The sequence below is a fragment of the Amycolatopsis balhimycina FH 1894 genome, assembly GCF_000384295.1.
GTDB lineage: Bacteria > Actinomycetota > Actinomycetes > Mycobacteriales > Pseudonocardiaceae > Amycolatopsis > Amycolatopsis balhimycina.
In genome coordinates, this window is the sequence record NZ_KB913037.1 from 678,817 (window position 1) to 699,661 (window position 20,845).

19 protein-coding genes and 1 pseudogene are annotated in these 20,845 nt (G+C 68.3%); 9 read left to right on the plus strand and 11 right to left on the minus strand.

The genetic code is table 11. The annotated features are described in order from the left end of the window. The first annotated feature begins 70 nt into the window (after positions 1-70). Together A3CE_RS57820 and A3CE_RS55970 are read left to right on the plus strand one after the other, a co-directional pair. Complete coding sequence (locus A3CE_RS57820) at positions 71-1,174, plus strand: hypothetical protein (protein WP_185839896.1); 1,104 nt, start codon at positions 71-73, stop codon at positions 1,172-1,174. Positions 1,175-1,374: 200 nt separating this feature from the next. Continuing rightward, positions 1,375-1,515: pseudogene (locus tag A3CE_RS55970) on the plus strand (IS110 family transposase); the annotation flags it as partial. 297 nt (positions 1,516-1,812) lie between these two features. Here the strand turns inward: A3CE_RS55970 and A3CE_RS55975 are convergent. From A3CE_RS55975 to A3CE_RS0102250, 4 genes are all read right to left on the minus strand, one after another. Then, positions 1,813-1,974, minus strand: coding sequence for a hypothetical protein (locus tag A3CE_RS55975; RefSeq protein WP_020638438.1), 162 nt, complete (start codon positions 1,972-1,974; stop codon positions 1,813-1,815). 21 nt (positions 1,975-1,995) lie between these two features. Then, complete coding sequence (locus A3CE_RS0102240) at positions 1,996-2,568, minus strand: hypothetical protein (RefSeq protein WP_125592521.1); 573 nt, start codon at positions 2,566-2,568, stop codon at positions 1,996-1,998. Between the two features lie 84 nt (positions 2,569-2,652). Beyond that, a complete protein-coding gene (locus A3CE_RS0102245) occupies positions 2,653-3,456 on the minus strand; it encodes a hypothetical protein (protein ID WP_125592523.1) in 804 nt (267 codons plus the stop codon). Positions 3,457-3,489: 33 nt separating this feature from the next. Then, positions 3,490-3,801, minus strand: coding sequence for a hypothetical protein (locus tag A3CE_RS0102250; protein WP_125592525.1), 312 nt, complete (start codon positions 3,799-3,801; stop codon positions 3,490-3,492). A gap of 504 nt (positions 3,802-4,305) precedes the next feature. Here A3CE_RS0102250 and A3CE_RS0102255 point away from each other — a divergent pair. After that, entirely contained in the window at positions 4,306-5,235 is a 930-nt protein-coding gene (locus A3CE_RS0102255; RefSeq protein ID WP_020638442.1) for a helix-turn-helix domain-containing protein, read from the plus strand. A 40-nt stretch (positions 5,236-5,275) separates the two neighbouring features. Here the strand turns inward: A3CE_RS0102255 and A3CE_RS0102260 are convergent, their stop codons facing one another. Next, on the minus strand, positions 5,276-5,521 hold the full coding sequence (locus A3CE_RS0102260) for a hypothetical protein (protein WP_020638443.1): 246 nt from the start codon (positions 5,519-5,521) through the stop codon (positions 5,276-5,278). Between the two features lie 48 nt (positions 5,522-5,569). Further along, the gene (locus A3CE_RS0102265) at positions 5,570-6,064 is read right to left on the minus strand and encodes a hypothetical protein (protein ID WP_157376762.1); all 495 of its coding nucleotides are present in this window, start codon (positions 6,062-6,064) and stop codon (positions 5,570-5,572) included. 230 nt (positions 6,065-6,294) lie between these two features. Between A3CE_RS0102265 and A3CE_RS0102270 the strand changes: the two genes are divergently transcribed. Continuing rightward, a complete protein-coding gene (locus A3CE_RS0102270) occupies positions 6,295-7,833 on the plus strand; it encodes a glycosyl hydrolase (RefSeq protein ID WP_020638445.1) in 1,539 nt (512 codons plus the stop codon). A gap of 85 nt (positions 7,834-7,918) precedes the next feature. Here the strand turns inward: A3CE_RS0102270 and A3CE_RS59720 are convergent, their stop codons facing one another. Beyond that, the gene (locus A3CE_RS59720; RefSeq protein ID WP_157376763.1) at positions 7,919-8,365 is read right to left on the minus strand and encodes a helix-turn-helix domain-containing protein; all 447 of its coding nucleotides are present in this window, start codon (positions 8,363-8,365) and stop codon (positions 7,919-7,921) included. Between the two features lie 76 nt (positions 8,366-8,441). Between A3CE_RS59720 and A3CE_RS0102275 the strand changes: the two genes are divergently transcribed. The 3 genes from A3CE_RS0102275 to A3CE_RS0102290 all read left to right on the plus strand — a co-directional run bounded on the left by A3CE_RS0102275 (position 8,442) and on the right by A3CE_RS0102290 (position 13,692). Further along, positions 8,442-9,140, plus strand: coding sequence for a hypothetical protein (locus tag A3CE_RS0102275; RefSeq protein ID WP_020638446.1), 699 nt, complete (start codon positions 8,442-8,444; stop codon positions 9,138-9,140). Between the two features lie 753 nt (positions 9,141-9,893). After that, positions 9,894-11,363 (plus strand): HEAT repeat domain-containing protein, encoded by a 1,470-nt coding sequence (locus A3CE_RS0102280; RefSeq protein ID WP_169523910.1) that lies wholly within the window; start codon positions 9,894-9,896, stop codon positions 11,361-11,363. Positions 11,364-12,274: 911 nt separating this feature from the next. After that, a protein-coding gene (locus A3CE_RS0102290) for an IS3 family transposase (RefSeq protein ID WP_376741733.1) occupies positions 12,275-13,692 on the plus strand; the annotation gives its coding sequence in 2 pieces (ribosomal slippage) (positions 12,275-12,638 and positions 12,638-13,692; 1,419 coding nt in all). A 550-nt stretch (positions 13,693-14,242) separates the two neighbouring features. On the opposite strand, the gene A3CE_RS54650 is transcribed toward A3CE_RS0102290, so the two are convergent. The 3 genes from A3CE_RS54650 to A3CE_RS0102300 all read right to left on the minus strand — a co-directional run bounded on the left by A3CE_RS54650 (position 14,243) and on the right by A3CE_RS0102300 (position 15,703). Beyond that, positions 14,243-14,638, minus strand: coding sequence for an ankyrin repeat domain-containing protein (locus A3CE_RS54650; protein ID WP_084641187.1), 396 nt, complete (start codon positions 14,636-14,638; stop codon positions 14,243-14,245). 120 nt (positions 14,639-14,758) lie between these two features. Next, the gene (locus A3CE_RS55980) at positions 14,759-15,109 is read right to left on the minus strand and encodes a hypothetical protein (RefSeq protein WP_125591945.1); all 351 of its coding nucleotides are present in this window, start codon (positions 15,107-15,109) and stop codon (positions 14,759-14,761) included. Between the two features lie 105 nt (positions 15,110-15,214). After that, the gene (locus A3CE_RS0102300) at positions 15,215-15,703 is read right to left on the minus strand and encodes a hypothetical protein (RefSeq protein ID WP_020638451.1); all 489 of its coding nucleotides are present in this window, start codon (positions 15,701-15,703) and stop codon (positions 15,215-15,217) included. Between the two features lie 589 nt (positions 15,704-16,292). Here A3CE_RS0102300 and A3CE_RS0102305 point away from each other — a divergent pair. Further along, positions 16,293-18,257 (plus strand): right-handed parallel beta-helix repeat-containing protein, encoded by a 1,965-nt coding sequence (locus A3CE_RS0102305; protein ID WP_026468069.1) that lies wholly within the window; start codon positions 16,293-16,295, stop codon positions 18,255-18,257. Positions 18,258-18,540: 283 nt separating this feature from the next. Continuing rightward, the gene (locus A3CE_RS57825; protein WP_211231799.1) at positions 18,541-18,753 is read left to right on the plus strand and encodes a hypothetical protein; all 213 of its coding nucleotides are present in this window, start codon (positions 18,541-18,543) and stop codon (positions 18,751-18,753) included. A 294-nt stretch (positions 18,754-19,047) separates the two neighbouring features. Here the strand turns inward: A3CE_RS57825 and A3CE_RS49820 are convergent, their stop codons facing one another. After that, positions 19,048-20,823 carry an AfsR/SARP family transcriptional regulator gene (locus tag A3CE_RS49820; RefSeq protein WP_020638454.1) on the minus strand — a complete coding sequence of 592 codons (1,776 nt, stop codon included), beginning with the start codon at positions 20,821-20,823 and terminating at the stop codon, positions 19,048-19,050. Positions 20,824-20,845: the final 22 nt, after the last annotated feature.

Below are 20,845 nucleotides of genomic sequence, written 5' to 3' on the forward strand. Positions count from 1 at the left end.
GGCGAACCCGGTCACGCTTCCGGGTGCGCCGCCGCGCGCTGGGGTGATCAGCGGAAATGGTGACGTCATCGTGTGGCGTCTGGACGGGCCGGTGGGCCTCGGCCGCGTCCCGGACCAGTACCGCGCCCGCGCCTACGAGACGCTCACCGGGATCGCGGTGGCCACCTCACCCGGCCCCGGTGAGCTGGTGCGGTGGGACGGAACCGTCGAGCGACTGCCCGTCGACCTGGGCACCCACCCGGTACGCAGCGCCGACGGACGCTTCCTCGCCGGCGTCGAGCACCCCGTCGGGCGCCGGTCCTGGGACCGGCACCACCTACTGGACGTGACTACCGGCGACGTCGCGAGACTGCCCCGCACCGACGACCTGACCCACCAAGTCCTGGCCGTCCACGACGAGACCGTGTACTACCGGCAAGCCTTCGTCACGGGCAGCCGCGCGTTCCGCTGGCACCCGGGCACCGACCCGGAACCACTGATCGCCGATCCGTGGCAGATGGACTCGCAGTCCGGCGCCACCCTGGCAGCCGACGACGAAGGGACGATCTGGCGCACCCCGACGGGGAACGGATCGCGGTGCCGGCCGACCGCCGGTACGGACTGGCCCCCGGCGGCCAGCGACTGTTTGCGTTCCGGTACGACCCACCGTCGGCCTGGCTGCTGCAAGCAGGGACAGGCGAACTACGAGCAGCCCCTGTCCGACGGCTGTGACACGAGCGCGGCGATCCTGGCGGCGCCGTTCTGGGAACCCCCGCCACGCTGGTGTTCCACCACGAACGCGGCAGCGGAACCCTGGCCTGCATTGGTCTTAGCGGGACACCGGAAGCTTGAGCCCAGAACTTGCGGATCAAACCTATTCGAGGTCATCAAAGAATTGCTTGACGTCATAATTAGCGATGAGTCGAGCGAGCCCGACAGGTGTTTTCGCCGAGACCACCTCACAATCCCGGCCCGTACCTCGACGCGGACCCGGTCGGGGCCGAGGTTGAGCTGCCGGCGCAGCACGCGGTCGCAGACCTCGCGCTCGAGGTCGGCGTCGCCGCGGGTGAAGACGCGGACGAGGTCGCGGCGGGACAGCACGCCCGCCGGCTTGCCGTTGCGCAGCACGAACAAGCGGCGGACCCACCACCGCGCGAAGCTTGACCTTCTCCGCAAACGAGTCATCCTGGCCTGACTCAACGCTGACTCCGGGTCGCCAGACCACGAAACCCGCGCCAGAGCCTGGACAACCCACACCATCACGGCGGACAGAACGGACTCCTGCTGGAGTATCAGAAGTCCCAGGGGGCCTGGATCGCTGCCGCTTCGCGTTCTGCCTGGCGCTTGCCGATACGGAGAGCCCGGCCAGCGACCGGAGCGGGATGAGTGGGCCGCCGGAAGAGGGCTGAGGGCAAGAAGCACAACGCTGCGCTGATCTGCTTGGCCCGCCGCCGCTGCGACGTGCTCTACGCCATGCTCCGCAACGGCACCCACTACCGGCATCCCGAACCAGCTCCTGCCCCGATCGCGGCTTGACAATCACTGTGAGACGCCCCGCAGGTCGCCCCGCCGAACTCTGCGTCGCTGGTGAACGTCACCCCGTCGGATCCGCCGACCCTGTCGAACGTCGACGAGCAGTATGAAGGCTGTCTCTCCTTCTTCGACGTCCGCGGTCAGGTCCCGCGCCAGTCCGCTCGCCCTGTTCACCACGAAGTAGGTGTTGGGTGCTCCTGTCGGCACCAGTGCCCACATCCGGGTGGCGACGAAGGCGGAACAGGGAGCGAGTCTGAGCCGGACGTTGAGTGCTCCTCCCGGCGCGTCGACGCACTGGGACTACGCGGCGTTCCGGATCTGGTGATATCCGTCAACCGCGGCGGCGGCGTTGATCTCGGCGGCGCTCATGGGGGCGGCGCTCGCAGCCGCGGCCGTGCCGGCCAATGACAGGAACACGGCGGTTGTGATGGTCGTCAGCCGTAGGCGAGTTTTCGTGCGCATGTTTTCCTCCTTGGGGTCGTCTCACGTGCGGAACTGCGAGGTGTCCGGCGGCGGCCAGTAGGAGCACCGGGTTCCGGTGTGTACGTTGTCGCGCAGGTGTTCGCCGAGTTCGCGGTCGAGCGTGGTGATGTTCGCCAGGGCGCGTCGGATGGTCTTGCCGACCGCGATGCGCGCGCGTTCACCACGATCGGCGAAGTCGCGGACTTGGCCGCCGATCCCGGTCACAGCGGACAGCTCGTCGAGAAGCCAGTCGTACTCGACCTGCAGCCGGGCTGTCCCTACGTGGTCGTTGCGGGCTTGGTGCTCGTCGATCTCCGCGGTGAGCTGAGCGATCCGCAGGCGGTACTGGCTGAGTGCCGTGTGGTCCAGGACGGGCTGGCCACGGCCCGTCGGGGTGCCTTCGCCGCGGCTGTGGAGTGTGCCGGCGAGGTCGAGTGCGTGGATCTCGGCGCCAGGGTTGTTCAGCAGCACGGTAAGACGCCGCATCCCGACGCTGTTCCTGACGCGGACGCTGCGGCGACGCCAGTCGATGCGCCAGTTGAGGCCGTGTCGCACGCAGGTGATCGCCGCGGGCGGTGCTGGTGCTTGGGTCATGGTGCCCACCGTCGCAGACCCCGTCGACAGACCGTCGATGGTGTCGCCGTGGCGGACCGGCGACACCACACGGCGAACAGACCCTCAGTGCAGGATCGGATGGCTCCACGTCGTGTTGTTGGACCAGCGGATCAACCCGTTCGGATCGATCGTGCCCAGGAAGGTGCCGCCGGCGGTGAAACTGACCTCGATCGTCGATGCGTTGCGCGCGAACCCGACGCCGACCTGGGTGCCGTTGTCCAAGGTCACCCGGACGTAGCCGCCGGTGTTGGTGACGCGCCGGAACGATATGCCGTCCGTCCACGACCCGTTGATGTCGTGCACCAGCTGCCCGGTGAACACCCTGCGCCACACCGAACCGTTCGACCACTGGAGGACGTCGCCGCCGCCGACGATCGTGCCGGTGAACCTGCCGGCGTCCGGGAAGGTGACGAAGAAGGTAGTCGCGCTGGTCACCTTTCCGAAGGCGGTGGGGCGGTTCGCGAACGACATGTTCACCACGAGGTTGTCGCCGCCCACACCGCCCTGAATGATGGACGGCATCGCCGACCCGTTGTCGGTCCAGTTCCCGGTGAGACTGGTGGCGTTCGGCGCGACGGCGGTGCCCGCCTCGGCCACTCCCGCGCCGAGTCCCACTCCGACCGTGGTGAGCACGGTCGCCAACGCGCCCACCAACAACACCCTGAGTAACTTCATGATCTGCCTCTCCTCAAGTGGAGGGTGGTCTGTCGACCACTCGTACCTGAGGCGTTCCAGAGTGTTCCACCGCGAGCACGGCCCGGACACCGCGCTCGATCGTGGAGGTCGGCTTCGCCAACGTTCGCGACCTGCCTGTGCCGGGCTGAACGAGCGGCAGCGGCTGTACCTGTCGACGATCGCGGAGAACATGGACTCCGACCTGCGATCGGGCACGGCCCTGATTCAAGGTTGCGGCGATTCGATGTAGGACTTCAGCGCCGTTGCGAGGTCACTGTCGGCCGTGACCTCAGCGACTGCGGAATCTTTCGAACTTCCGGCTCCGATGTGGTCAGGACACTGTAAATCGACCAGCGTGTGACGACCATCGCTGTCCAGGTCGAACGTACCGACCAGCGCGGCGGTTCTCGACTGGCGTACTTCGTAGCGATACTGCACGTGATCCACCTCAAGCGCCTCTCCGCCGGGCGTGTCCACGCCGCTGGGCGTGTACGAGCTGCAGGAATAGCCGGTGTCGCTGCCCACGGAAAGCGGCACTCACACACCACCAGCTGCACCTTCGCGGCGTAGACGGAGCCGTGTTGCCCGTCCTGAAGCTGGGCTAGCCCATATCGACTTGGTTCGGGTACTGGTTCCCGCGCGGCCGGAAGTCTCGGCGCGAACAACCTCCCGAACACAGGGCGGCCGTCTTGATTTGTTGGATACTCCCAGCCCCCGGCCTTGATGAGGGTAGCTTCGGCGTGCTTCAGCATCCCCTCATATTTCGCGCCCCCAGCGCCCCGCGGAGCGAGGCGGCGCTGGCGAGAAGCCGTGCCGGCACTGCGCAGCATCCCATCGAACTCCCCCGCACCGGGGTGACTGGGCGCGCTCGCCGGAAGCGCGCCTGCCACCCGTCCGGACCGGCCGGACCTTTACGGCCTCCACCGGTGACCTCCTCTGCGCGGCATCGTGCGCCCGCCGGGACGGCACCCGGAGGCGAATGGGCGATGTTGCGCCGGAATGGCGAGTGACGAGCCGTGTTCGCTCGGTACGTTGTAGGCCATGCCCGATCACGACGACGTCGACTACGCCAAGCGTCTCGGAGCCGCGATCCGCAACCACCGGATGTCCCAGGGGATGTCGTTGCGGGCCTTGGCGAAAGAGCTCCACCTCAGCGGGCACGGGAGCCTGGTCGACTACGAGCTGGGCCGCCGGATCCCGCCGCAGAACCTGGTCGAAGGCTGCGAACGCGTCTTCCGGATCTCCGACGGCGCGTTGCGGAACCTGCGCGAGAAGGCGCTGACCGAGCGGGCCGACCTCAGCACCGAGCGGCTCCTGCGGCCGCCCGAGCCCGAGACCACCACCGCGCCCGCAGTCACCGCCGGGCCCGCAGTCACCGCCGGGCCCGTGCGGCGCTGGACGCCGCGGCGCCGGCTGGTCGTCGTCGCGGCCGCGGTGGTGGTGCTCGCCGGGCTGGCGGCCGGGGTCTGGCGGTGGAGTTCGCCCGGGACGGCGACACCCTCGCTGGCGGCGTCGCCGCCCGTGCGGTTCGGCTTCGAAGACGGCATCGAGCGGTGGAGCCCGCTGTGGGGCGGCCCGCGGATCCGCTACGACGTCTCCGCGACCACGGCCTACGAAGGCAAGCAGTCCCTGCAGATCACCACCACCGGGTTCAGCAACATGACGGACAAGTCGCTGGGCACCACCCACGGGCTGGAAACCCTGCGGCCGGGCATGAAGGTCACCTGCTACCTGCGGGTGCCACTGCCGGAACGCGCGAGCGTGCGGTTCTTCGCCTACGACTCGAAATCCCACCGCTTCTGGGCCCTCGAGACCCCGGAGGGCGGTGAGGCGCAGCTGCCGTCGGACACCGCGTGGAAGCGCTACGACTGGACAGTGCCGAACATCGACCTCGTGCACGCCATCGGCATCGAGATCTACCAGTTCACCGACGACCCGGTCATCCTCTGGCTCGACGCCGTCGGATGGTGACCCGCGCCGACCGGCTCCCACTCTCACCGGCCGACGCGGATCACCCGGTCAGGACAACGGCCACGGTTCCGTTCTCGCCCACCGAAACCCGGTCCGAGGCGTGATCGATCGTGGCCCACGGGTGCGCCTGCGACCCGTCGCCCGAGCTGTCGCTTCCCGCCGGAGACACGTAGTACTGCAGTGCGCCGGCCGCGGTCGCGCCCTGCCCGAGCCCGGTGAAGACCCCCAGGTACATCACCGTGCCGGCCACGGGAACCAGTGCCAGTGCCAGCTTTGCCTTGCTCACTTCCGCAAACCTCCTCGTGCGGTGGTCGGGGATGGCCGTCGCGGCACGTCAGCCGCCGTGGCAGTCGTTCTCGCCACGGGAGGTGACGGTGATCTCCGGGCTGTTGGTCGTCGTGTCGTTGACCTGCCTGCCGTTGACGTAGAGCCGGAAGTAGGCGTGCACCTTGATGTCGGTGTCGGCGGGCACGGGCCGCCAGTCCGCGTTGCACCAGTAGCCGGAGACGGGGTGGTGGCCCGGCGAGCACGAGCTCCCGTCCTGGAACTCGTCGCCGAACCGCCGGTTGCTCCGGTCCCACAGCTCCACGACGATCCGGCAGTTGCCGGGCAGGGCGGGCTGGTTGACGTAGTAGTCGGGGTAGGCCCGGTCGTGGTTGTTCCGGTTGTTGACGCAGATGCCGATGCTGTAGCCGCCCGGGTGGTACGTGAGGCAGCCGCCGTCGGCCGCCTGCGCCGGCGTCGTGGCCAAGGGCGCGGCCAGGGCACCGAAACCGAGCAGCGACAGCGCGGTCACAGTCGTGCGCCGCGGAAAGCGAGGCGAAGACATGGTTTCCTCCAGGTCGTGGGGTGGGCCGGAATTGGACAGCGCGAATGCTCCCCGCAGGACGCCGGTGGTCGCAGCCACTGCGACCGGACGCGGACCAACACCGGACCGGCGGCCGGTCACCGCGTGGTCCGCGTCCGGTCCGCGCTTGGTCCGCACCCGCGGTGACCAGGCCGGAAGCCGTTAACGTGCGGGCCGTCGCTTTCGTGCCGCCCATGCCGGAAGGAACTCTTGTGCAGCCGAGAACGCATCGATGGTTCGCCCCACCCGCGGCCCTGCTCGCCGCGCTCGCCGCCCTGCTCGCCGCGCTCGCCGCCGTGGTCTTCGCGGTCCGGTCCACACCCGCCCGCGGCGACGACGGCCCGCCGGTGTCCCCGCTGCTGTGGGGCGAAAACCTCACCCTCGACCCGAATTCGCTGAACAGCGACTGGTTCCTCACCCAGCCCGCCCTGCGGGCCGGGCTCGCCGCCGCGCACACCAGCGTGATCCGGATGCCCGTGCGCGGGCCGTCGCCCGACCAGGCGGGCATCGCGAACCGGGCCGAGTTCCAGTTGGCGGCCCGGCAGGTCCGGGAGCTCGGCCTCACCCCGCTGGTCATCCTGCGCAACCCGCAGGACCCGGACCTGCTCGCCGACGACACCGAAGTGGTCCGTTACGTCAACTCCGTCTTCGGAAACCAGCCGGTCTACTACGAGTGGGCCAACGAGACCGACCTCCCGGGCAGTCCCGGCCAGGTCGGCGCCGCCGACTACGTCGCCAGCTGGAACCACACCGTCCCGGCCCTGAAGGCGGCGGCCAACCCCGGCGCGCGGTTCCTCGGCCCGGCCGGCTACCAGCTGAACACCGCCGACCTGAGCTACCTGAAGACGTTCCTGGCCGGCGCGAACCCGCGGCCGGACGCGGTCAGCTGGCACGAGTACACCTGCAACGACGCCACCAAGACCGAAGACCAGTGCCTGGCCGCCCTCGGCAGCTGGCCCAAGCACCTCACGGCCGCGAGGAACCTGATGACCGACACGATCGGGCAGCAGCTGCCGATCTGGGTCACGGAGTGGAACTACACGCCCGACATCGTGCACGGCGACGGCAAGCACGCCGACGCCGACTTCCTCCGCCGGTGGACCACCACGGCACTGCAGACCCTCGCCGCGAACGGCGTCACCGCCTCGATGCACTTCGACGTCCGCAACCAGCAGCAGGACCACCTCCCCCTGGTCGAGGGCGACGGAACCCTCGCCCCGGAAGGCATCGCGTTCAAAGCCGCCTACGACGCGCTGGCCGGCACCCCGCCGACCACCACGACCACCACCTCGGTCCCGGCGCCCGGCCCGAAGTACTCCTTCGAGGACGCGGGACTCGACGGCTGGGCCGGCACCGGGCACGTCAGCGCGCTCGCCGGCAGCACCGACGTCGGTGGCGAGGACGGCACCCACGCCCTGCGGGTGACGTTCACCTCGAACAGCGCCGCCGACCAGCCGTACGTCCACGTCAACCCGCCAGGCGGCGGCCCCGGCGCCGGCCGTCCCCTGACCGCCCACTTCTACGTCCCCGGCACGACCACGGCGACCGTCACCGCGAAGCTGTACGTCCAGGACCTGTCCGGAACCTGGCACATCGGCGCCGACACGGTCCTCAGCCAACGCGGCTCCTGGACTGAGCTGAGCTACACGCCCTCCGGCTACTCCGGCAACGCCCAGCAGATCGGCGTGCAGCTGCGCGAAAGCCCCGTCGGCACCGCCGCCACCGTCTACCTCGACGCCGTCGGCTGGTGACACTCGGCTGGCGCGGTTCGCAGACGATTGTTGGCACGGTGACGACCCGAGGTCCGGCTTCGCCGCAGCAGGAAGCCGCGGTCTGTCAAGCAGCGGATTGACGCGACGAGTCCTGCGACTGGCCGCCTGGCCACCGCGCCGGGTGGTGTGGTCGGATGTCGCGGTGGATCTGGTTAGGCCGTAATGATGCCGCGCCTGCCCGGTGGCCGGGCCATGGTTGGCCTGTAGGTACGCCACCCGACCTGGCCTTCAACGCCTGCTTGCCGCCATCGCGGTACTTCGCGATCCAGCCGAACACCGTGCTACGCGCCATCCCCAAGGTCACCGCGACCTCCTCCGGATGCTGCCCAGCCTCCACCGCGGCCACCGCCCGCAGACGACCGGGCGGCTGTGGTTGCGGGGCCACCCGCGGCCGGGGAAGCCGACGAAGGCCGGCCTTCCGGGCTATCCCTGCGCGGGCAGCTTCCGCCCGGCCTGAGCCGTGGCGGCGTCTTCCTACGTCAGCGTGCGTATCTCCGATGGCCGCCCTCACACCGACGCGGAGAGCCGGCGCCTGCGGCAAGGTCGGGAGTCATCCGCAGCAAAAGACTCCCGAAGGAGCATGGATCATGGGGTCCACACCGGCATCCGACGTCCCGGCACACCAGCCCACCACGACGCGGTGGGCCCTGACAGGGGCGATCGTGTTCCTGGTCGCGTACCTGTTGGTGAACTTCGCCGGCGTCCTCAGTGACCGGAGCCTGCCCCTGCCCGACGCCCCAGCAGCCGACGTCGCGGCGTACTACTCAGCCAACCCCGCGGCCACCGTGGCCGTCGCCCTGCTGCAGGCCGTCTCCGTTCTCGGTTTCGCCGGATTCGCCCGCGCCGTCGTCCGGATCCCGGCCACCGAACCGGCCAGGGCACGCCTGCTCGCCGGTACCGCGGGAATCTCCGTGCTGGCGATGCTGGTGTCGTGCGCTTTCTCCCTCGCCTTGGCGATCGTCGCCGGCTCGGCGTCCTTGGCCACCGTCCAGACGCTGCGGCTGGGCAGCTTCTACGCCGGCGGGGTCGTCAACGTGGTCACCTTGGGCCTGTTCGTCCTCGTTGCCGCGACCGCCCTCGCCCGCGGCGGCTTCCTCGGCGCGCCGTCCCGCTGGTTCGGCTACGTCGCGGGGACTCTGGCGACGCTCTCGGTGCTGTCGTTGGTGTTCTACTACGCGAGCGCCTTCCTGCCCATCGGCCGGATCCTGTCGATGGTGTGGACGGTGGCCGCCGCCATCGTCCTCGCCAGACACCGCCGCCCGGTCGTGGCGGGATCCCCCGCGTAGGACGCCTCGTCACCAGGGGCCGATCCCGCCGAGCATGCCGGAGATGAACCGCTTCTGGAGGAAGAAAATAAACGCCTTACGCTGATGAGCGGATATTCGCAACCTTGGGACGAGCTGCGGACGACTGGAATGTTCAGCCGTAGTGCGCCAAGCGCCGTTACTGTGGGCGGCGTGGAGCGCCGGATCGACCTCAGCAATCTTGATCTCGACCGGGCGGCCGTGATGGTGGCCGCCCGGCGTGGCGGCCGTGAGCTGGGACTGGCGGCCGATGAGCTCACTCGGATGGACAACGACGTTCCATGGCCGGCGCCGCTTCTGCGGGATCGCGGCCAGGCGCGTCGGCCGATGTCGTGTGGGGTGTGCGTGTGCACGGGGACGCGGGGGAAGCGAGTTCGTGCTGTACGCCGGCGGCTGGGCGGACGTTGTTGGGCTGGCCCGCATGGCGGCCCACGGGAGGTTAGGCGTGCCCGCTGAGTCGGATCGATTGTGATGAGACTGACTACCGTGCTCACCAGAGCCGATAGGTCGACGGCCAGGATGGCCTCCACACCGGCTCCCTTCGCTTCTGCGCGGCAGCGTGAGCGACGACGGCGTTCGGCCGGGCAACGATGGTGCGGCCGGCGGCTTCGGGGCATCTGTGGCGGCTGCGCGGTCACAATCTCACCGCCCAGACCGGGCCGGTCCGCTGCTGCGCCACTCTCGTGCCGATCCTGCGGGCGAATCTCGTTGGTGCTGCCGGGCATACTGAAAGTCATGCACGAACATGGGGATTCGGATGCCGCCATGGGGGACGCGCTGGTCGCCCGGCTGGTCAACCTCGAACCGATCAAGCCGGACGAATGGCCGGAGGCGCGCATCGAGGCGCACAAGGCGCTCTACCAGTACGCGCACGCGGTTGTGTCCGACCCGGCCGGGCCGGCCTGGCTGACCACCCTGGCGGCCCACCCGAACAGCCCGGTCCGCGCCATCGCGGTCAGAGCCCTCGGCTCCGGCCACGATCCCGCCCATCAGCCCATCCTCGTGCAAGCCCTGTCCGACCCCGCCGCCCACGTCGTGCAGGCCGCCCTGGAAGGCCTCACCGCGCAGTCCTCGGACGAGGTGTTCGACCGGCTGGTCGAGCTGCTGAACGAGACGGACCGCGCCCGGGCCTGGACCGGCCGCTCCGCCGCCCAGCGCATCGCCGAGACCAGCGACCCGAGACGGCTGGACGTCCTGGCCCACGCACTGGGGCAGGTACATCACGGCGCCGCACACGACATCACCCGCGCACTGAGCCGGGCCGGCGACCTGGGGGTCGCGCCGGTGCTGATCGAGCACCTCCGCCACCGCCGCCCGGGCCGCTTCGCGGCCGCAGAAGTGCTCGGCAACCTGCGCGTCGCCGAAGCGACCGGCCCGCTCATCGATGTCCTGCGCGAGTCCGACGGCCCCCAGTCGCTGCCCGTAGTGGAAGCGCTGGGCAAGCTCGAAGCGCTGGAGGCCGCGCCGGCGATCGTGCCGCTGCTCGACCACAGTTCGTCCTACGTTCGCGAGTGCGCCCTGCTGGCCCTGAACCGGATCGGCGGGCCGTTGGCGACTCCCGCCGCCCTCAAGGCCACCGACGACGTCCACCCTGTCATCCGTGCACGGGCCTTCCGTGTGCTGGCCAAGCACGGCGATCACCGCGCTCTCGGCCGGCTGGCCGCCGCCTGCGACAGTTGGCACGTCCACACCGCCCTCACCGGCCTGGTTCGCCTGGCCGACGACTCGGTCGCGCCCACCTTGGTGCAGGTGCTGCTGGCCACCGACGAGCGACGTGTCCGCAAGCTTGCCGGACGAATCCTCGCCCGCATCGGCACACAGCACTACCTACCCAGCCACGATCCCGACCCGCTCGTCCGCCGCGCCATCGTCTGGATCATCGGCCAACGAGCCGACCCGGCCCACATATGGACGCTGACCAACGCGCTCAAGGACGAGGACGAGTTGGTCCGATCCCGCGCCGCCGCGGCACTCGGGCGAATCACCCACGACAAGACGCTCCCGCTGCTGACCGAGGCGCTACACGACCCCAGGCCACGCGTCCGGGCCAACGCCGCGACCGCTCTGGGCCGAACCGACCCTGACAGCCTGCGTTCCCTCCTCGCCGACGCCCTGGTCGACCCGCACCCGGCCGTTCGGTCCGCCGCCGCCGCGGCACTGCGAGCGAGCCCACTACGGCATGACCCGCACCTACAGCCACCGTGAGGTTGTTCGGCTCACCGGTCTTCGTGCCCATCGCGGTCGCGGTCATCAGCGGAACGGCGATCGGTGCCGACGCCTCCAGCGGGTACCGGCGCTACCTGCTGGTCCGGCCCGTGACGATCACCCGCGTGTATCTGACCAGACTGGCGGGCGCCGTCGCTTTCTGTTTCGGTGTTACGACAGCGCTGGTGCTGCTGGGCACGGTGGCCGCTCTCGTCCCAGCCCCGAACGGTCCCGCGCATGCGGCGGCCCTCGCGGTCGACCCGTCCACCGGTGAGTATCTGGTTCGCGGCCTGGCGGCCGCCGGGTACGTGGCGCTGTGGTTGACGGCGCTGGCCTCGATCGGCGTGCTGGCCGGCGCGCTCACCCGCTCACCCGCTCACCCGCTCAGCTGTCGGCGGGGTCGGCCTGACGATCGGATACCACTTGGTGGCCAGTGTGCCGACAGAGGTTCCCGCACTGCACGACATCCATCCCGCCCTGCTGCCCTCCTGGCTGGGGCGCTGGACAACCATCGGCCAGGCCCGGCCACACTGAACCTCAGACTTCGCCGGCGGCGCGGTGTGCGGTGCTGCCTACGTCGTCGTGTGCACCCTGATCGAACTCATATTGCTCCGCCACCGCGACGTGACCGAGTGAACTATTGTCCGGCCGCCGGATGTGCGATCGGTGCACTACCCACCACTCCAACGACTGTCCGCTTAAGTAGCCGCTGACCGGCAGCTCATCTGAGGACGCGGTGAGGCTGGCGACGGGTCGGCAGGACTCAGCCGCCGCTCCAACGGTCCCCTGCGTGTCAGGGTGAGTTGAGTCCACTGGTTCACAGCAACCCGGCCTGATGCAGGGCGAGATACGGATCGACTGACATGACCCGCAAGACCATGTCCCCGGTAGTCGAGGGCGACAATGAGCGGATGGATTCCCAGCACCCGCGCAGCGACGGGCCACGGCGACGCACGTTCACCGCGTCGGAGAAGCTCGCCCATCTGGACGCCTACGAGGCGGCGTGTGAGCAGGGCGACGGCGGCGGATACCTGCGGCGGGAAGGCCTGTACTCGTCGTTGATCAGCGAGTGGCGCAAGCAGCGCGATGCCGGCGTGCTGGCGGGCAAAAAGCCCGGCGAGAAGGTCGGCAGACTGTCCGCGGAGCAGGCTGAGATCGCGCGGCTCACGCGGGAGAACGCCCGTTTGAGCAAACGGCTGAACACCACCGAGACGGCCCTGGACATCATGGGAAAAGCGCACGCTCTCTTGGAAGGTCTCTCCGAGAGAGCGGATTCCGACGAGAAGCGCAAGAAGCGCTGACCCACGCCTACGCGTCCATGACCGCCGATGGTGTGCCCACGAGGCAAGCCGCCTGGCTGACCGGGCTGGCGCGCTCAACGGCGATCCGGCACGGCAAGACCGCCGCCGCGGCCACGCCGGCGGTCATGGCGCATCCGGCGCCGGAACCGGTCAACAAACTGACCGTTTCCGAACGCCTGCGGATACTCCAGGTGCTCACCAGCGAACGATTTGTGGACCTGGCGCCGTTGCAGATCTATGCCCAGCTGCTCGACGAGGGCGTCTACGTGTGCTCGGTGTCCACGATGTACCGGGTGCTGGCGGAGAACAAGCAGGTCAAGGAACGCCGCCGGCTGGCGCGTCACCCAGCGAAGGCCTGTCCGGAACTGGTCGCGACCGCACCGCGTCAGGTGTATTCGTGGGACATCACCAAGCTGGCGGGCCCGGTGAAAGGCACCTACTTCGACGCGTACGTGATGATCGATATCTACTCCCGGTTCATCGTCGGCGTCCATGTCCACGCCCACGAATCCGGTGTCCTGGCGAAAGAACTGATGGAACAGATCTTCACCGTCCACGGCGTCCCGCAGGTCGTGCACGCCGACCGGGGCACGTCGATGACCAGCAAAACCGTCGCCGTCTTGCTCGCCGACCTCGAGGTCACACGGTCACACTCGCGGCCTCGGGTGTCCAACGACAACCCGTACTCGGAATCACTGTTCAAGACCTTGAAATACGGTCCGGAATTCCCCGAACGCTTCGGGTCACTGTCGGAGGCAAGGAAATTCATGGACGAGTTCGCCCAGTGGTACAACCACGAACATCGACACACCGGCATCGGCCTGCACACCCCCGCCGACGTCCACTTCGGCCTGGCAACCGCCAAAGCCGCCGACCGGCGCGCCGTGCTCACCGAAGCCCGGGCCAGGCACCCGCACCGGTTCGGTGGCATCACCACGGCGCCGAAGGTGCTCGATCTCCCCGACACCGTCTGGATCAACCGACCCACCGACGACACCAGCCAGGAGACCAAAACCGAAGCCGCCTAACACCCACTGGTCTCACCCACCTTGACAAATTCCGGTCGAGAAGCCACCGGCACGCCAGTCCGACGACGGCTGCCAGCACACCGGCGATGATGGGCCACCACTCCTGGAGTGGCTGCTGGTGGATCCAGGTCACACCTGCGAACGAGATGACGAGGAAGAGAACAAAAGTGCAGGCGAAGTACTTTCCGTTCCGCCCCGCCGGTTCGCCTTTGCTCATCGCCTGCCTCACTGTCGAGTGGACGCAACTCGGGTTGCGGCACCGCCTGCCTACAGGTGCCACGGCCCTGGTGCGCGAGCCTGTCACAGTTCAGGCACCCTACCCAGCGTTGCGCCCTCGGACGGCAGCACATGTGAGGCGGCTGCCGATTGTGGCACCGGCGACACTCGAGCGATCGGCTCAAGTCCACTCATGCCGCAGAGCATGCGTCCCGGCGGGCCACACTCACCAACAACTCATCCAGCAAACGGGCGGCGCATCTGAAGCCGCTCAATCACTGCAGGCCGGGCTGCACAACACGGCCGCTCCGATGCAGCCAGAGCATCAAGTCAACTACTGTTCGAGGTCATCGAAGAACTGCTTGACATCGTAATTCGCAATGAGACGAGCCAGTCCAACAGGGGTTTGTCCAGAACCATTTTCTTTACCCGGGTCTGCCCCGCACCTTCGAAGGAGCTGAATGATGTCACCTCGCCCCTGCGAATTAAATACCGCCACAAAGAGTGGCGTGTTGCCGTATTTGTTAACCGCGTCGACGTTTGCTCCAGCCTTAAGAAGTACATCGACAACCTCGACATTCTCCTGCTGTGCCGCCAGATGGAGCGGAACGAAGCCGTCACGGTCGCCGAGGTTCGGGTCGTGTCCCGCCTCCAGGAGCGCGCTGGCCTGTTCAGCGGCGCCTTCGAGGGCGCCGTAATGCAGCTCAGAGCGTCCTTGGCGGTCAACCATGTCGGTGTCTCCTAGCGTTGCTCATAGTGTTGCCTCATAGGCGATGTGGGTGACGACGCGACCGGACCCGTCGTCGATGCGTTTCCGCAACACCAGAGCCTCCCGGTACCAGCCGAGTTCTCAATCGACAACGCCCAGACATGCGATTATCTCCGATAAGTCAGCAGCAAGGAACAACTGGAAGTAGTAGCCACTCTGCGGCCTGTCATCGATATGTCCGATCACTACATCCGGCGTACCACCATAGACACGAAGAGCTTCAACCGCTTCGACGAATCCCGTAGATGTTCGACCCTTCCGCTGAACCAGTCTCAGGCGCCAACCACAGATTGCCCAAAGAGAGCCAACATGCGCCGTTCCATCGTCCCACAATCTGTAGTCGGCACCCGCAAGAAACGCATCCTTCGCCAGTTGAGCCGCCTCACCGTGCCCATCAAGCAGTCCCGCCAGCGAATCCCGATCCATGATCATTTACCCCACGCCTTATCACGCCAGTACGGCGACCTCCTCAATGGCCAACTCCACCCTCGGAGTCCTCTCACGACTGCCTCGCAGGACCCTCGAGTCTTCCCCTGACTACGCGTCGTCCCAGATCTTCATCGCCTCCGGCTCCGGCGCAAAGTGGTCCCGGATGTCCTTCGTGGCCAATATCGGCAGCAAACTCAGCAGCACGAGTCCCTGCACACCCTGGATGACGCGGTACCAGACCGGGAACTGCGAGATGACGATCAGATAGGCCAGTGCACCCGCGCCGATGATCGCGACAGCCAAGAGCCGGTAGTAAGTGCGTCGCAGACCGAGTTTCAGCCGCGCGACAAAACGGACGTAAACGACCGACACGACCAGGATCGACAGCGGCCGGATCCAGAGCGTGCCCTCCAGCACACCACGCGTGGCCGCCTCCCGGCCCGGCATGACCTTCCCCGCCTCGACCAGGTGCTGGACCTGGTAATCGAGTACGGAACTCTTGAACACGAAGGTCAGCACCGTGAGCAAGACGCTGATCCCCACGTTGACGTACAGCAGGACGGCGATCGGTCTGAGCGTGCGCTCGACAGCAGCCACGGAACTCCCCCTCTTTCGGTTTCCGAGAGGATATCGATAATCGCTCCGAGTTCCAGCCGATTCCGGTGCCACGCTCGCGAACCGGCGCTACACCGTCGACGGCTTGCCCAGCACCTGGATCGTCACCCTGCCACGCGACTTCCCGCCGAAGAACCTCAAGGGATCGACGCGCTCTGTTGGAGTGCGAGGAGCACGCCACACCGTCAGCCCGTATCCGGCAGATCGATCCGCAGCACCTCACGCACAATGCAGACGGAACCCTCACCGGCTCGGCCACCTCCAGCCTCAGCGAGGTCGGGACTGCAACAGCTGCGGTCGTGCTCTGGCTGGAAGTGGTCGCGTCGGCGAGGTCGGGCTTGTCCATCGGGCGGACAAGCGGGTGCCACCGGCGACCGGCGGTTCTTCCGGAACTGGGTGCGGATCGTCAAGGCTTAAGCGAAACAGAGATCCGATGACCGGGACATCTGGACGCAAAATAGACCAGTTCGCCCCATTTATCCCGATCATTCATCCGACCAATCGTTGACAGTACTTCGTCGGGCCCGTCAAACTCTGAGCCACCCAGAGCCTCCGACGAGGGACGGTCATCGTGCGCACACGAGTCAAGGCGGCCATGTTCGCAACCGGGCTGGCGCTGACGGCCACCGGGGTGCTCGTGACCCCGGCGACGTCGGCGCCGCAGCAGGTCGTCCACGTCGCGCCGAACGGCGACGACACCCACGACGGCACGAGCGAGGCCCAGGCCGTCCGGACGCTGCCACGCGCCCAGCAGCTCGTGCGCGAGCTGATCCCGGGCATGACCGGCGACGTCTCCGTCAGCCTCGCGGGCGGTACCTACGCGCTGAGTGCGCCGCTGCAGCTGACCGCCGCCGACTCCGGCACCAACGGCCACCGCGTGGTCTGGACCGCCGCGCCCGGCGCCCGGCCGGTCGTCAGCGGCGGCATCCCGATCACCGGCTGGAAAGTGGCCGACAGCGGCAAGAACATCTGGTCCGCGCCCGTCCCCGCGACGCTGCGGACGCGCCAGCTGTACGTCAACGGTGCCCGCGTTCCCCGCGCGACCGGCACCCTTCCGGTGACACTGACCAGGATCACCGGCGGCTACACGACGTCGTCGGCCGCGATGGACAACTGGCGCAACCCCAAGGACATCGACTTCGTCTACACCGGGGGCCTCGGCGCGTGGACGCAGCCGCGGTGTCCGGTCAGTTCGATCTCGCCGACGACGATCAAGATGGCGCAGCCGTGCTGGGACAACTCGACGAAGCGGGTGATGCGCACCGACGACTCCGGTCGCACGGTCGAGCTGGTCGGCCGCCAGGCCATCACCGAGCTGCCCACCGCGGTGGAGAACGCCTACGAGCTGCTTTCCGCCGGTGAGTGGTACCTCGACAACGCCGCGCACACCGTCTTCTACGTGCCGAAGCCCGATGAGGACATCACCAAGGAGACGGTGACCGCGCCCGCGCTGGAAACCCTGGTGTCCGGCATCGGGACGGCTTCGGCGCCGGTCCACGACATCACGTTCAGCGGCCTCCAGTTCTCCTACGCCACCTGGAACTTCCCGAGCACGCCCGAAGGGTTCTCGGAGATCCAGGCGAACTACACGTTGACCGGCACGCACGGTTTCGACCAGCAAGGGCTGTGCCAGTTCGTCGACAGCGGCAAGTGCCCGTACGGCAACTGGACGAAGGAACCGGGCAACGTCTCCTTCGCCTACGACAAGAACATCAGCTTCACGCGGGACGCGTTCGTCCACCTCGGCGCGGCGGGACTCGACCTCGGCACCGGCTCGCAGAACGACCTGGTGCAGGGCAGCGTGTTCACCGACATCTCCGGCAACGGACTGGAGCTCGGCGGCGTCGACCTCACCCTGCCCACCGCGGCCGCGCAGCACACCAGCGGCAACCGGCTGCTCGACAACCACGTGTTCGCCACGTCGGTGGAGTACGCGGGCGGCATCGGGATGGACCTCGGCTACACCGAACACACCACGGTCTCGCACAACCAAATCGACCACACCCCCTACAGCGGGATCTCCATCGGCTGGGGAGGCTGGCCGGACAAGGTGAAGATCAAGGCTGAACCCAACTACAGCAACAACAACACCCTGTCGAACAACCTGATCTTCGACCACATGCAGCTGCTCGCCGACGGCGCCGGGATCTACACCAACGGCAACACCGGGCCGACCATGGCCGGCGGTGAGAAGATCACCGGCAACGTGATCCACGACCAGAAGGGCGCGGGCAAAGCCGTCTACACCGACAACGGCGCGGGGAACATCACGATCACCGGCAACGGACTGTACAACGCCGACCTCGCCTGGGGCTCCAAGCACACCGACTACACGCTGAACAAGGGCACCTACGACCCGCTCGACATCGAGAACAACTACTGGGAGAACGGCAGCGCCGACTACAACCAGAAGGCCGTGGTGATCAAGAACAACCACGCGATCACCGACGCCGGCGGCATCCCGGCGAGCATCCGCGCCAACGCGGGCTTGGAAGCGGCGTACGCCGACGTCCTCGGCTGGACCCCGGCCGGCTGACCGCGCAGGACGACCCGGTTCGCATCCGGGGCAGCCTGCGCGGGCGACCGGGGTGATGAGGGCGATGCCGGGTTAGCGTCTGCGGTCGGCCGACTGCGCCCGCTTGCCGAACCTGGACGACCTGCAGGCCAAAGTCCGTGCGGTCAACCACCGGATCCTGGATGCTGAACACGTCGGCCAGGGCTGTGTCCTCGCGAGTCCAGCCTTTGAGCGGATCGCGCACCCCACCGCCGACGCGGAGGGGCACAGGACCCCGGCCCTGCGGTTCGGTGATCCTCGGGTCATGGCCCTGACCGGCGCCTTGTGTCACACCCTGCTCGCCGCGACCGGCTTCACCAACAAGAACCTTCGCGTCTTGATCGCCGGGCTGCTCGGCAGCGACTACGACAGCAGGCGGCCGCCCGGAGGCGGCGGAGACTACGGCTGGAACCGCGCCCGTGACGTCATGACCGACCCGGCAGCACGTTCGCCAAGGCGGTGTGCGAGAGCAAGATGAGTGGGTTCTACGCCGAGTGGGACGCCCCGTCCGGCCAGCCACTCACCCCCGGCGACCGACTTTGCCGAGGCCCTGGCCGGCAGGCCGGCACCGTGAGTGAACCGCGCAGGCGCTCGGAGCGGATTCGATCGGCCGACCCGGGATGCCGGTTGGGCACGATGCCGGTCATGGCGACCCATTGGAACCGGCCATGACGCATCGTTTGAACAATCCACGACCCGATTCCATGGCCATGCATCTCGCACCTGCTCAAGGAACGGGAAACGCCACGTCGTCAGCGCGGTCGTCGGTCGGTCATTCCGGCCGGTGGCTGGAATCGCGGACCTGGATCGCGACCGCCGAGGAGATCGTCGCCAACGTTCTGATGGCCGACTCGTAGTCCGGGATGGCCGCCACGGCGACACCGTCGTGCGGCGCGGGTGGCGACCCGGCGGTGAGCTCCGGCGACAGCCATTGCCGGGCGAGGTATGCGGTGTGCTGGTAGTGGGAGATCAGCCGCGCCACCGCCGCGGCACGCTCGGCGGCCGGCTCCACCTCGTCGGCCAGCGCGGCCGCGTAGGCGCGAATGAGGTCGTGGCACCCGAATCGGCCCGGGAACCGCTCCACCAGCAGGTGACCGCGGGTCAGCTCACCCAGTGACTCACGGGTCTGCCGGATCTGCAGGCCGGCCAAGCTCGCCGCAGCGGCCGTCGAGATGTCCGTGCCGTTGTGCAGTGACAGCAGCCGGAACAACCGGCCGGCCTCGGGCCGCAACGCCTGGTAGGACCAGGAGAACACCCGGCGGACGTTGCTGCGCGGGTCGTCGGCCACGATGGCGTCCAGCTCGTCCCACCCGGCTCGAAGTTCATCGGCGATCGACGTCAGGGAGAACCGGGGACTGCCCTGGGCGCGGGCACCGGCCACCGCCATGGCCAGCGGCAGACGCCCACAGCACGCGATGATCGTCTCGACTGCGGACGGTTCCGCGTCCACCCTCGCGGCACCGAGACGAGCGCGCAGACTCTGCCGCGCTTCCTGCAGCGTCGGCAGCTCCACCGTCATCATGCGGGCGCCCTGGACGACCAGGCCAGTGAGCTTGGTGCGGCTGGTCACGATCCCGGCGCAGCCCGGGGCGGCGGGCAGCAGGGCGGCTGCCTGCCGTGCGTCACGGGCGTTGTCCAGCACGACCAGTACCCGCCGTCCGGCCAGCATGGTGCGGTACAACCCGATCCTGGCGTCGATGTCCGCCGGGACGGCGTGCGAGGGAACACCGAGGCCGGACAACAAGCTGCGCAGCGCATCGGCCTGGCTGACCGGGGCCTCGTCCGCGGTGAAACCACGCAGGTCGAGGAACAACTGCCCGTCGGGAAAGTGCTCGGCAGCCTGATGTGCCCAGCGCACGGCCAGCGTCGACTTCCCGACACCCGGCATGCCGTCGACGGCCACGGTCACCGTCGCGTGCTCGTCGTGGCCCGTCAGCAGTTCGTCGAGCAGTGCCAGCTCGTGGCGTCGACCGGCGAAGAACGGCAGGTCCGGGGGCAGCTGGGCCGGCCGGACCGCAGGGGCGGCCGGACCGCCGGTCGTGTGCTCCTCGGACCGGGCATCGGGCGAAGACGGCCGGCTGCTGCTCTGCTGTCGCAGAACTCGCTGGTGCGCGGACACCAGCTCCGCGCCGGGATCGATCCCGAGTTCCTCGGCGAGCCGCCGCCGAAGCACGTCGTACGTGGTCAACGCCTCGGCCTGCCGGCCGTTCTCCGCCAGGCACAGCAGCAGCCTCGCGTGCAGTGCCTCGTCCAGCGGATCCCGCCCGACGGCCTTCCACAGCGCCGGTAGCACCATGCGGGCCTGCCTGGCCCGCAGCGCAGCATCGGCCGCGTCGCAAGTCATGACCGCGGCTTCCCGATCGACGGCCGCGAAAGCCGAATTCGCGCGCGCGGCCGATTCGAGTCCCGCGCAACACCGCCCCTGCCAGAGGTCCAGCGCCTGCACGTAGGAGGTCACGGCACCGGCGGAATCGCCCTGCCCGGCCAGTACGCGGGCCCGTGCCCCCAGTTTCCGGGCGGCCATCAGGTCGAGCGACGCGTCGTCCACGGCCAGCCGGTACCCTGTCCCG